Origin of the sequence: Pseudomonas sp. B22(2017) (assembly GCF_002113105.1) — a bacterium.
GTDB lineage: Bacteria > Pseudomonadota > Gammaproteobacteria > Pseudomonadales > Pseudomonadaceae > Aquipseudomonas > Aquipseudomonas asiatica.
In genome coordinates this window covers 203001-214338 of the sequence record NZ_NEJN01000010.1, presented here as the reverse complement: position 1 = coordinate 214338, position 11338 = coordinate 203001, and the positions used below count along the sequence as shown (strand labels likewise).

General features: G+C 61.7%; 12 protein-coding genes. 7 read left to right on the top strand and 5 right to left on the bottom strand.

All coding sequences use genetic code 11. The annotated features are described in order from the left end of the window. A partial coding sequence (locus tag CAG18_RS27540) for an IS3 family transposase (RefSeq protein ID WP_371807316.1) occupies positions 1-72 on the top strand: 72 nt, incomplete at its 5' end. 86 nt (positions 73-158) lie between these two features. On the opposite strand, the gene CAG18_RS19990 is transcribed toward CAG18_RS27540, so the two are convergent. Further along, the gene (locus CAG18_RS19990) at positions 159-1703 is read right to left on the bottom strand and encodes a PLP-dependent aminotransferase family protein (RefSeq protein ID WP_043936034.1); all 1545 of its coding nucleotides are present in this window, start codon (positions 1701-1703) and stop codon (positions 159-161) included. Positions 1704-1793: 90 nt separating this feature from the next. On the opposite strand from CAG18_RS19990, the gene CAG18_RS19985 reads away from it, so the two are divergent. The 3 genes from CAG18_RS19985 to CAG18_RS19975 are packed head-to-tail and all read left to right on the top strand — an operon-like array spanning position 1794 to position 3561. Next, a complete protein-coding gene (locus CAG18_RS19985) occupies positions 1794-2423 on the top strand; it encodes an FMN-binding negative transcriptional regulator (RefSeq protein WP_015272361.1) in 630 nt (209 codons plus the stop codon). Between the two features lie 11 nt (positions 2424-2434). Continuing rightward, a complete protein-coding gene (locus CAG18_RS19980) occupies positions 2435-2881 on the top strand; it encodes a GNAT family N-acetyltransferase (protein ID WP_061304772.1) in 447 nt (148 codons plus the stop codon). 8 nt (positions 2882-2889) lie between these two features. Continuing rightward, positions 2890-3561: a GNAT family N-acetyltransferase gene (locus CAG18_RS19975; protein WP_061550222.1), complete on the top strand. Its 672-nt coding sequence runs from the start codon at positions 2890-2892 to the stop codon at positions 3559-3561. Between the two features lie 160 nt (positions 3562-3721). Here CAG18_RS19975 and oadA read toward each other — a convergent pair whose 3' ends face one another. Further along, a complete protein-coding gene (gene oadA, locus CAG18_RS19970) occupies positions 3722-5530 on the bottom strand; it encodes a sodium-extruding oxaloacetate decarboxylase subunit alpha (protein WP_013974836.1) in 1809 nt (602 codons plus the stop codon). 11 nt (positions 5531-5541) lie between these two features. After that, positions 5542-6957 carry an acetyl-CoA carboxylase biotin carboxylase subunit gene (locus CAG18_RS19965; protein WP_013974837.1) on the bottom strand — a complete coding sequence of 472 codons (1416 nt, stop codon included), beginning with the start codon at positions 6955-6957 and terminating at the stop codon, positions 5542-5544. 189 nt (positions 6958-7146) lie between these two features. On the opposite strand from CAG18_RS19965, the gene CAG18_RS19960 reads away from it, so the two are divergent. Beyond that, positions 7147-8109, top strand: coding sequence for a LysR family transcriptional regulator (locus CAG18_RS19960; RefSeq protein ID WP_015272364.1), 963 nt, complete (start codon positions 7147-7149; stop codon positions 8107-8109). Here CAG18_RS19960 and CAG18_RS27345 read toward each other — a convergent pair. Continuing rightward, positions 8051-8269 (bottom strand): PA3496 family putative envelope integrity protein, encoded by a 219-nt coding sequence (locus CAG18_RS27345; RefSeq protein WP_080563834.1) that lies wholly within the window; start codon positions 8267-8269, stop codon positions 8051-8053. The genes CAG18_RS19960 and CAG18_RS27345 overlap by 59 nt on opposite strands. Positions 8270-8418: 149 nt before the next feature. Further along, entirely contained in the window at positions 8419-9285 is an 867-nt protein-coding gene (hexR, locus tag CAG18_RS19950) for a transcriptional regulator HexR (RefSeq protein WP_011536461.1), read from the bottom strand. Between the two features lie 103 nt (positions 9286-9388). Between hexR and zwf the strand changes: the two genes are divergently transcribed. Together zwf and CAG18_RS19940 are read left to right on the top strand one after the other, a co-directional pair. Next, the gene (gene zwf, locus CAG18_RS19945; RefSeq protein ID WP_061550221.1) at positions 9389-10831 is read left to right on the top strand and encodes a glucose-6-phosphate dehydrogenase; all 1443 of its coding nucleotides are present in this window, start codon (positions 9389-9391) and stop codon (positions 10829-10831) included. Between the two features lie 87 nt (positions 10832-10918). Further along, positions 10919-11233, top strand: coding sequence for a hypothetical protein (locus tag CAG18_RS19940; protein WP_061550220.1), 315 nt, complete (start codon positions 10919-10921; stop codon positions 11231-11233). Positions 11234-11338: the final 105 nt, after the last annotated feature.

The following is an 11338-nucleotide window of genomic DNA, read 5'->3' as shown; positions in this document are numbered from 1 at the left end:
AACCATGACCGCATCAAGCTGAGGCTCAATGGCCTGAGCCCTGTCGAGTACAGGACCCAGGCGGCAGCTTAAACTGTCCAACTTTTTGGGGGCAGTCCAGGATCTCCACTACCTGTGGGAGCTGGCTTGCCGGCGATTTGGCCGACTAGCGGCCCTATTCACTTCCTCCAGGCCTTGCGCAAGCGCATCAACGCCTCGGCAATCTCCCCCTCCGGCACCGCTGCAAACCCCAGCACCAGCCCTGCCCTTTTATCCACAGGCACCTCGCTGTCAGCCAGCCAGAAATTGCTCAGCGGCGTCACCTCCACCCCCACCGCTTCAGCCTTGGCCACCAACTCCTGCTCCCGCGCAAAGTTATCCACATCGACCTTCACATGCAGCCCGGCCGCCACCTCCGGCATGCCGCTCAAACCCGGAATATCCACGGGCCAGCCAGCCTTCAGCACATTGCGCCGGCTCAACGCCGCCTTGCGCATGCGCCGAATATGCCGCTGGAAGTGCCCCCGTGCCATGAACTCTGCCATCACGCACTGGCTACTGACCTCCGAATGCCGCACCGCCAGCGCCCTGCCCTGGCTGAACGGCTGCGCCAGTTGTGGTGGCAGTACCAGATAGCCCAGGCGCAACGCCGGAAAGGCGATCTTGCCGAAGGTACCGACGTACAGCACCCGCCCGTGCCGGTCGAGCGCCGCTAGCGGGGCCAAGGGCGCACCGCTGTACCGGTACTCGCCGTCGTAGTCGTCTTCGATGATCCAGCCTTCGCTGCGCTCGGCCCATGCCAGCAGCTCCAGGCGTCGCGCCAGGCTCATGGTCACCCCGGTCGGGTACTGGTGGGCTGGCGTGACATAGGCCAGCCGGCAATCCGTCAGTTGCCCGAGCCGGCGACAGTCCATGCCGTCCTCGTCCACCGGCACGCCACACAGCCTGCCACCGGCCAGCGCAAAGGCATGCCCGGCTGCGCGGTAACCCGGGTTTTCCACAGCCACACCGTCGCCCGGCTGCAACAGCAACTGTGCACAAAGGCTGATTGCCTGCTGCGCACCACTGGTGATCACAATTTGTTCAGCGGTACAACTCAGCCCACGCGAGCGACGCAGGTAGGCCGCGATCAGTTCGCGCAGCAGCGGCTCGCCTGCCGGGTCACCATAACCCAACTGCGCCGGAGCCGGGTTGCGCCAGAAACCCGCCTGCAGCTTGGCCCAGACGTCGAACGGGAACAGGTCGAACGCCGGAATACCGACGCGAAAAGCACGCGGTGCACCGCTTCTTGGGGGCGGCAGATGGTTACTTTTCAGGCGCTGCAAAGGCTCGCTGGAACGACGCTTGCTGGATAAATCCTCAGTATTTTCTGAGGGAGATGTGGATAAGTCTGTTGATAACCCACGGGATAACCCTGTGGATACTTGTGTGGATAGTTTTGCAGTGGAGAGCTTCGGTAACTGGCTGACATAGGTGCCATCGCCTACCCGGCTTTCGATGTAGCCCTCGGCATATAGCTGGTCATAGGCCCGCACCACACTATTGCGTGACAGCGCCAGCATGGCGGCCAGATCACGAGTGGCCGGTAGCCGCGTGCCACTGCTCAGGCGCCCGTCCAGCACCCGCGCACGTAGCGCCTGGTACAGCTGCTGGCTGAGCCCGCGGCGGCGATCGAGGTCGATCCCGGCAGGGTCGAAAGGCAACACGAGGGGGCGCTCGCTCATGGCATTGGACCTATAAAAACAGCTGTTAATGGCTCTTACTATGAACCAATAGCCTGCCTAGGATGGAGCCATCGCACAAGGAAACCGAGCATGTACAACAGCAAACCCCATCAGGAACACGACCTCGGGCGCCTGCACCAGCACATGCTCGACACCCGCCTGGCCATCCTGGTCAGCCAGGGCGAACAAGGCCTGCTGGCCACGCACCTGCCAGTGCTGGTCGATATTGCCGAAGGCGAATTCGGCACCGTCTATGCCCACCTGGCGCGGGCCAACCCCCAATGGCACGACCTGAGGCAAGGTGGCGAAGCCCTGCTGGTGTTCCCCGGCGCCGATGCCTATGTCAGCCCCGGTTACTACCCGAGCAAGACCGACAACCCCAAGGTGGTGCCAACCTGGAACTACCTGGCGGTGCACGCCTATGGCCCAGCCGAAGTGATCCACGAAGCCGAAACCTTGCTGGCCATTGTCAGCCGACTGACCGAGCGCCACGAACAAGGCCGCGACGAACCGTGGAAAGTCACCGACGCCCCGCGTGATTACCTCGATGGCATGCTCCGCGCCATCGTCGGTGTTCGCTTGCCCATCACCCGCCTGCAAGGCGCGCGCAAGCTAAGCCAGAACCGCTCTGAGCAAGACATTGCCGGCGTGCGTGAAGGCCTTAGCGCCAGCCCCGATTACCTGGATAACCAACTCGCGGCGCATATGCGCCAACTCTGAAGGAATAGCCCATGTCCAGCGTTACCCTGCGTCCTGTCACCACCCAAGACCATGCTGCCTGGCTCGCCCTGTGGCAGGCCTACTTGCACTTCTATGAATCCGAATTGGCCGATGAGGTCAGCCTCAGCACCTGGCAACGCCTGCTCGACCCAAACGAACCGACCCATTCAGCCTTGGCCTGGGTCGATGGCAAGGCGGTGGGCATGGTCAACTTCATCTACCATCGTTCCAACTGGAGCATTGGCAACGCCTGCTACCTGCAGGACCTGTACGTGGAAAGCGGGCAGCGCTGCCTGGGCATCGGCCGCCAGCTGATCGAGCACGTCTACGCCCAAGCCAAGACCGACAACTGCATCAAGGTGTACTGGGTGACCCATGAGACCAACGCCACCGCCATCAGCCTGTACCAACAGGTTGCCGAGCGCTCGGGCTTCATCCAATTCCGCAAAGAGTTCTAAGGCCGAACATGACCGACGCATTGAACTGGAAACCCGCCGCAGTCCCACAGGCCGACCCTATCGACGGCCGTTTCATCCGCCTCGAAAAGCTTGACCCGGCGCGACATGGCGACGACCTCTGGGAGGTGTTGCAAGGCCCGGCTGCCGATCCGGTACTGTGGGACTACTTGCCCTATGGCCCATTTGCCGAGCGTGCCGCCTTCGACCGTTGGCTGGAAGGCAACGCCGCCGGCCGCGACCCGCTGTTCTACACCGTCATCGACCGCACCAGCGGCCAGGCCCAGGGCATCCTCAGCCTGATGTCGATCGTGCCCGACCACGGTCGCATCGAAATTGGCCACATCGCCTTCGGCGCCGCCATGCAGCGTACACCCAAGGGCACCGAGGCGGTGTACCTGCTGGGCAAGCTGGGCTTCGAGCTGGGCAACCGCCGGCTGGAGTGGAAGTGCAACAACGCCAACGCCCGCTCCAAGCGTGCTGCGGAGCGGTTTGGCTTTGTCTATGAAGGAGTGTTCCGCAAGCACCTTGTGGTGAAGGACCACAATCGGGATACGGCGTGGTATTCGATTACCGATGATGAGTGGCCAGCGGTGGCCGCCGGGTTCGAGCGGTGGTTGAGCGATACCAACCAACAACCTGGAGGTCAGGTAGAAACACTTGAGGCATGCCGTAAAGGTTGAGAGTTGTGTTGGATCCGCCGGCCTCTTCGCGGGTACTGACCTCAGGCTTGCGGGGGCCTGTAGGAGCAGCCTTGTGCTGCGAAGAGGCCGTCAGATTCAACGCAAAAAAAGGGGAGCATCCGCTCCCCAGAGGTTAACCGCTTGTAGATGAGGGCTTATCTCAGCCCTCGATCTCGATCAGGATCTCGCCCGGAGTCACACGGTCGCCCTTGGCCACGTGGATGGCCACGACCTTGCCAGCGATACCCGCCTGCACTTCGGTCTCCATCTTCATGGCTTCGGTGATCAGCACGGCCTGGCCGGTCTTGACCATGTCGCCTTCCTTGACCAGCACATCGACGATGTTGCCTGGCATGGTGGTGCTGACGTGGCCCGGGGCACTGGCCTGCTTGCGCTTGCTGCTGCCGCCGCCGACGAATTCGTTGAGCGGCTCGAACACCACTTCTTCCGGCATGCCGTCGATCGACAGGTAGAAGTGGCGCTTGCCTTCGGCCTTCACGCCCACACCGGTGATGTCGACACGGTAGGTTTCGCCGTGCACATCGATGACGAACTCGGTCGGTACGCCTTCACCGCTGTGGGACGCCACTGCGCCCGCTTCAGGAATTGGCAGCAGAACCTCGGGAGTCAGGGTGCCGGCTTCACGCTCTTCGAGGAACTTGCGGCCAATGTCAGGGAACATGGCGAAAGTCAGCACGTCTTCTTCGCATCGGGCCAGGGCGCCGATATCGGCACGCAGCTTGGCCATTTCCGGCTTCAACAGGTCGGCTGGGCGCACGTCGATCACTTCTTCACTGCCGATCGCCTGACGGCGCAGCTGCTCATTGACCACGCCCGGAGCCTTGCCGTAACCGCCTTGCAGGTACAGCTTCACCTCGTTGGTGATGGTCTTGTAGCGCTCGCCGGCCAACACGTTGAAGAATGCCTGGGTACCGACGATCTGCGAGGTCGGGGTCACCAGCGGTGGGAAGCCGAGGTCTTCACGCACGCGCGGGATCTCAGCCAGCACTTCGTTCATGCGGTTGAGGGCGCCCTGTTCCTTGAGCTGGTTGGCCAGGTTGGAAATCATGCCGCCCGGTACCTGGTTGACCTGCACGCGGGTGTCCACGGCGGTGAACTCGCTTTCGAACTGGTGGTACTTCTTGCGCACGGCATAGAAGTACAGGCCGATTTCCTGCAGCAGTTCCAGGTCCAGACCAGTATCGAATTCGCTGCCCTTGAGCGCGGCAACCATCGACTCGGTACCCGGGTGGCTGGTGCCCCAAGCGAAGCTGGAGATGGCGGTGTCGATGTGATCGGCGCCGTTTTCCACAGCCTTCAGCTGACACATTGCGGCCAGGCCGGCAGTGTCGTGGGAGTGGATGAACACCGGCAGCGACTGCTCGGCTTTCAGCGCCTTGACCAGTTCGCCGGTGGCGAACGGGGTCAGCAGGCCGGCCATGTCCTTGATCGCGATCGAGTCGCAACCCATGGCTTCCATCTGCTTGGCCTGGTTCACGAAGGCTTCGATGGTGTGCACCGGGCTGGTGGTGTAGGCGATGGTGCCCTGAGCGTGCTTGCCGGCAGCCTTGACCGCTTCAATGGCCACGCGCAGGTTACGCACGTCGTTCATGGCATCGAAGATACGGAATACGTCGATACCGTTGACTGCGGCCTTGGCGACGAACGCCTTGACCACGTCGTCGCTGTAGTGGCGGTAGCCCAGCAGGTTCTGGCCGCGCAGCAGCATTTGCAGGCGGGTGTTGGGCAGCGCTGCGCGCAGCTTGCGCAGGCGCTCCCACGGGTCTTCCTTGAGGAAGCGCACGCAGGCGTCGAAGGTGGCGCCACCCCAGACTTCCAGCGACCAGTAGCCGACCTTGTCGAGCTTGTCGCAGATCGGCAGCATGTCTTCGGTACGCATGCGGGTGGCCAGCAGGGACTGGTGGGCGTCGCGCAGGATCGTGTCGGTTACGTGAATTTTCTTGGACATTATGGGGTTCCTCACAGGCCTGCGTGGGCGGCGATGGCGGCGGCGATGGCCAGGGCCAGCTCTTCGGGTTTGCGCTTGATCGAGTAATTGGTCAGTTCCGGGTGGCTTTCGACGAAGCTGGTGTTGAACTGGCCGCTACGGAATTCCGGATTGCGCAGGATTTCCTGGTAGTACGCGGCGGTGGTCTTCACCCCTTGCACGCGCATGTCGTCCAGGGCCCGCAGGCCGCGGTCCATGGCTTCTTCCCAGGTCAACGCCCACACCACCAGTTTCAGGCACATGGAGTCGTAGAACGGCGGGATGGTGTAGCCGGTGTAGATCGCTGTGTCGGTACGCACGCCTGGGCCGCCGGGTGCGTAGTAACGGGTGATCTTGCCGAAGCTGGGCAGGAAGTTGTTCTTCGGATCTTCGGCGTTGATGCGGAACTGCAGCGCGTAACCGCGGTGCTGGATGTCTTCCTGCTTGACCGACAGCGGCAGGCCCGAGGCAATGCGGATCTGCTCACGGACGATGTCGATACCGGTGATTTCCTCGGTGATGGTGTGTTCCACCTGCACCCGGGTGTTCATTTCCATGAAGTACACCTCGCCATCGGCGAGCAGGAACTCCACGGTACCGGCGTTCTCGTAGTTCACCGCCTTGGCCGCACGCACCGCCAGGTCGCCGATGTAGGCGCGCTGTTCGGGGGTGAGCTGGGGGCTCGGAGCAATTTCGATGAGTTTCTGGTTGCGGCGCTGGATCGAGCAGTCGCGCTCGAACAGGTGCACGACGTTGCCAAAGCTGTCACCGAGGATCTGCGCCTCGATGTGCTTGGGGTTGACGATGCACTTTTCCAGGAACACTTCCGCAGAACCAAAGGCCTTGGTAGCCTCGGAGATGACGCGGGGGAAATTCTGTTCCAGTTCTTCACGGCTGTTGCAACGGCGAATACCACGGCCGCCACCACCAGAGGTGGCCTTGAGCATGACCGGGTAACCGATGCGGTCACCTTCGCTCAGGGCTTCGTGAATATCGGCAACGTTGCCTTCTGTACCCGGGGTTACCGGCACACCAGCGGCGATCATGGTGCGACGCGCTTCGGTCTTGTCGCCCATGCGGCGGATGACCTCGGCGGCCGGGCCGATGAACTTGATCCCGCGCTCGGCGCAGATCTCTGCCAGTTCAGCATTTTCCGACAGGAAACCATAACCTGGGTGCAGGGCATCACAGCCGGTTTCCACAGCCAGGTTCACCAGCTTGCGCGGGTTCAGGTAACCGGCCAGCGGCTCGGCACCAATGCTGTGGGCTTCATCGGCACGCTTGACGTGCAACGCATGGCGGTCGGCGTCGGAATAGATCGCCACCGAGCGAATGCCCATTTCGGCGCACGCACGCACGATCCGAACTGCAATTTCACCTCGGTTGGCGATCAGGATTTTTTTTATCACTGGAGTCTTCCCAAAGCCGTAGGAACAGTCGAGCCGGTTCTCCCGGTCGGCGCGTGACCAGACGTTGCTGGCCAGTCGCACATTCACCCTAGCGCTGTAGGTTGATAAACAAAAATCAATATTTGTTAGGGGCTGTATTAGCAAAAGCTTATAGTGCGGTAACAAGGTGTTGCCGAAGGGCGGATAAAAATGCGTAAGTCCTTGATGCGTATGACTTTGCGTCAACTGCAGATCTTCAACGAGGTGTGCGATTTGCGTTCATACAGCCGTGCGGCAGAAGAGATGGCGCTTACGCAACCCGCCGTTAGTCTACAGATCCGTCAGCTCGAAGAGCTGATCGGTCAGCCGCTGTTCGAGTACGTGGGTAAGAAGCTTTACCTGACCGAAGCTGCCGAGGCCCTGCAACGCGCCAGCCGCGATATCTTCGGGCGCCTGGAGAGCCTGGACATGCAGCTTTCGGACATGCAGGGCTCATTGCAGGGGCAGTTGAAACTGGCGATCGAGTCCAGTGCCAAGTACTTCGTGCCACACCTGTTCGCGGCTTTCAAGCAGCGTCACCCGGAGGTCAACCTGACCCTGACGGTGGTCAATCGCGCCCAGGCCATCCGCCGCCTGTCGGACAACCGCGACGACCTGATCATCATGTCCATGGTGCCGCAGGACATGGGCCTGGAGTTTCTGCCGTTCCTCAACAACCCGATCATCGCGGTGGCGCCGCCCGAGCACCCGCTGTGCAAGCTGGAGCAACTGCGCCTGCAGGACCTGGAGCCTCATACCCTGCTGGTCCGCGAACAGGGTTCGGGCACGCGCAAGGCTTGCGAGGAATACTTCAAGGACAAGCGCGTGCATTTCACCCAGACCCTGGAGGTGGCCTCGGCCGACGCCCAGCGCGAGTGCGTAATTGCCGGGCTGGGCATTGCCATGCTTACCCGCCATGCGGTCAACCTGGAGCTGGCTACCGGTGTATTGAGGGAGCTGCCGGTGGAAGAACTGCCGCTGTACCGCAGCTGGTGCGTGGTGCAGTCCAAGGCCAAACGGCAGTCGCCGGTGGCCTTGGCTTTCCTGGCGTTCATCCGCAGCGAACGTGCGCTGATCAGCGCGCTGGTTGAGCGTTTTTCGGGGAAGCTGCTGCCGACGCCTGCCAGACCGTGAGCTCTTGCAGTTCGGGGTAGTCTACTAGTTCGCGGAGCAGTTGACGTTGGTCGCAATAGCTCTCGATCGCGCGGCGGTATTCCATGCGGCGCTGATCCTTTTCCTGCTGCTTGCGAGCCTTGGCGCTGGGTTGGTACGTACCGTCGAAGTCACGAGCCATTGCCTGTCTCCCAGATAGGATGCGGGAGTTTCAGACTGGCTTGAGTGGTTTACGGTTTGGCTGTGGAATGGTGACAGAATCGTGAATTTTCACTCCCTGTACCGGCCCATTCGCTAGCAAGCCCGCGAAGAGGCCGGCGCAGGGAGAATTCAGTCGTCGGTAGCCTTGATCGACTTGGGCGACAAGCGCAGGCTGCGCAAGCTGCGCTTCACGCTCTTCAGGTGGTTGACCAGGCTCGGCCCGCGCGCCATGGCTACGCCCATGGCCAGCACGTCGATCACCACCAGGTGGGCGATACGCGAGGTCAGCGGGGTGTAGATTTCGGTGTCTTCATGCACATCGATCGCCAGGTTGACAGTCGAAAGCTCCGCCAGCGGTGTCTGGCTTGGGCACAGGGTAATCAGGTTGGCGCCGCTCTCACGGACCAGGTTGGCGGTAATCAGCAGGTCCTTGGAACGGCCCGACTGGGAAATGCATACCGCGACATCACCTGGTTTCAGGGTCACCGCCGACATCGCCTGCATGTGCGGGTCGGAATAGGCTGCCGCGCTGAGCAACAGACGGAAGAATTTGTGCTGAGCATCGGCCGCCACCGCACCGGAGGCGCCAAAGCCATAGAACTCCACACGCTGCGCCTGGGCCATGGCAGTCACCGCCTGCTGCAGCGCCTGTGGGTCGAGGTGCTCGCGCACTTCCATCAGGGTGTGCAGCGTGGTGTCGAAGATCTTCAGGCTGTAGTCGGCGACCGAGTCGTCTTCATGGATGGCGAACTGGCCGAAACTCGCCCCCGCAGCCAGGCTCTGCGCCAGCTTCAGCTTCAGGTCCTGGAAGCCCGAGCAACCGATCGCGCGGCAGAAACGCACGATGGTCGGTTCGCTGATACCCACGCTGTGCGCCAGATCGGCCATGGAGCTGTGCATGACGGCAGCCGGGTCGAGTAGCACGTGGTCGGCTACCTTGAGTTCCGATTTGCGCAGCAGGTGGCGCGATTGGGCGATATGTTGCAACAGATTCACAGGCTGGACTCGGTTATGATCGGCTGGCCGGGTTGTAGCTTTCTTGTAGTTATACTACATGGACGCCAACCCGCCCAGTTAAACGAACGTGGAGAGTGGTGGTTTGACTATTCCTTGCGACATTCTGGTCTTCGGCGGCACCGGCGATCTGGCCCTGCACAAACTGCTTCCGGCGCTCTACCACCTGTTTCGCGAGGCCCGTCTGAACAACGCCGTGCGGATCATCGCGCTGGCACGACGCAACTTGCCACGTAACGATTATCTCAAGCTCGCCGAACGCCATTGCCGGGCACAGATTGCCCGCAACGACTTCGACGAAGAGGTCTGGCAGCGGTTTTCCGCGCGGGTCGACTATTTCTCCATGGATGCTTCGCAAAGCGCCGACTTCGGTCGCCTGGCGCGCTACCTGGGCGAACCCGGCGGCTTGACGCGCATCTTCTACCTGGCCACCGCCCCCAATCTGTTCGTGCCGATTGCCAAGCACCTGCATAACGCCGGCCTGGCAGACACTGAGGCGCGCATCGTGCTGGAAAAGCCGATCGGCCACTCGCTGGAATCGGCTACCGCCATCAACGAAGCGATTGGCGCAGTGCTGGAGGAAAACCAGGTATTTCGCATCGACCACTACCTGGGCAAGGAAACCGTGCAGAACCTCATGGCCCTGCGTTTTGCCAACGCCCTACTGGAGCCGGTGTGGCGCAACAACCAGGTTGATCACGTTCAGATCAGCGTTTGCGAGACCCTGGGTGTAGAGAACCGTGGTGCCTACTACGACCGCGCCGGGGCGACCCGCGACATGTTGCAGAACCACCTGCTTCAACTGCTATGCCTGGTGGCCATGGAGCCCCCCGCGCAGTTCGAGGCCGAAGCGGTGCGTGACGAGAAAGTGAAGATCCTGCGGGCCCTCAAGCCCATCACTGGCCAGGACGTGCAGGACAAGACCGTACGCGGCCAGTATGGCGCCGGGCGCATCGGCGGCCAGGAAGTGCCGGCTTATTACTTCGAAAAGGACGTCGACAACGACAGCGACACCGAAACCTTCATCGCCATCGAGGCGCACATCGACAATTGGCGCTGGGCGGGCGTGCCCTTCTACCTGCGTACCGGCAAGCGCATGGCACGGCGCTCATCGCAGATCGTCATCCAGTTCAAGCCGGTGCCCCACGAGCTTTTCAATGGTGGCCAGGTCAACCAGCTGCTGATTCAGCTGCAACCGGACGAGCGCATCAGCCTGCGCATGATGACCAAGAGCCCGGGCAAGGGCATGCGCCTGGAACCTGTGGACCTGGACCTGAACCTGGCCCAGGTGTTCAGCCAGACCCGCCGCTGGGACGCCTACGAGCGCCTGCTGCTGGATGTGCTGGAGGGCGACTCGACGCTGTTCATGCGCCGCGATGAAGTGGAAGCGGCCTGGGCCTGGATCGACCCGATCATCAAGGGCTGTGAAGAGCACTTCCAGGCGCCGCGACCGTACCCGGCAGGCTGTAATGGGCCAGAGCAAGCCAACAGCCTGCTCGCCAGGCACGGCAGGCACTGGCATAGCTGAAGCACTGCCCTGCTCCCCTGGTAGGCCAAAGGGCAGAAAGTAGCCCAGCGCACTGGCGCTACTTTCAACCCGAGACAGGAGCAGACAATGGCTACTATCACCAACCTCGTTGCAATCAACGACATCGCCCACGGCAAGCAGGTTTTCAGGGTTCACGGCACCGTTACGGTCGCCTCCCCGGCCATAGAACCGGTGCTGGTCGAACCCAAGCTGCGCCACAGGGGTGGCTGGGAAGTGCTTGAGCTTCAACTTCTGGATAGCGGCGCAATCACTCCGCAGGTGCTGACGGAAAAAACCGTGGCTTTCGAGCGTGCAGGCGGCACTGGCTGGAAAACCGTGGAGATCATTCATGCAGACGGTTCGCAGCGCTGCGAAATTCGTACCATCGAGGCGATTGACTGAGCCGCTGCCGGCCAGGTCGCCCGAGCGGTGGCCTGGCACCTTCCATCGGCTCGATGAACGGACATGTGGCAGGTGAATATTTATACAGTAGAGGTTTGCCCCATT

What these genes read in the sequence shown, in the direction of transcription:
- CAG18_RS19990 (WP_043936034.1), bottom strand. Translation starts at nt 1,703, where the DNA reads ATGAGCGAGCGCCCCCTCGTGTTGCCTTTCGACCCTGCCGGGATCGAC.
- CAG18_RS19985 (WP_015272361.1), top strand. Translation starts at nt 1,794, where the DNA reads ATGTACAACAGCAAACCCCATCAGGAACACGACCTCGGGCGCCTGCAC.
- CAG18_RS19980 (WP_061304772.1), top strand. Translation starts at nt 2,435, where the DNA reads ATGTCCAGCGTTACCCTGCGTCCTGTCACCACCCAAGACCATGCTGCC.
- CAG18_RS19975 (WP_061550222.1), top strand. Translation starts at nt 2,890, where the DNA reads ATGACCGACGCATTGAACTGGAAACCCGCCGCAGTCCCACAGGCCGAC.
- oadA (WP_013974836.1), bottom strand. Translation starts at nt 5,530, where the DNA reads ATGTCCAAGAAAATTCACGTAACCGACACGATCCTGCGCGACGCCCAC.
- CAG18_RS19960 (WP_015272364.1), top strand. Translation starts at nt 7,147, where the DNA reads ATGCGTAAGTCCTTGATGCGTATGACTTTGCGTCAACTGCAGATCTTC.
- CAG18_RS27345 (WP_080563834.1), bottom strand. Translation starts at nt 8,269, where the DNA reads ATGGCTCGTGACTTCGACGGTACGTACCAACCCAGCGCCAAGGCTCGC.
- CAG18_RS19940 (WP_061550220.1), top strand. Translation starts at nt 10,919, where the DNA reads ATGGCTACTATCACCAACCTCGTTGCAATCAACGACATCGCCCACGGC.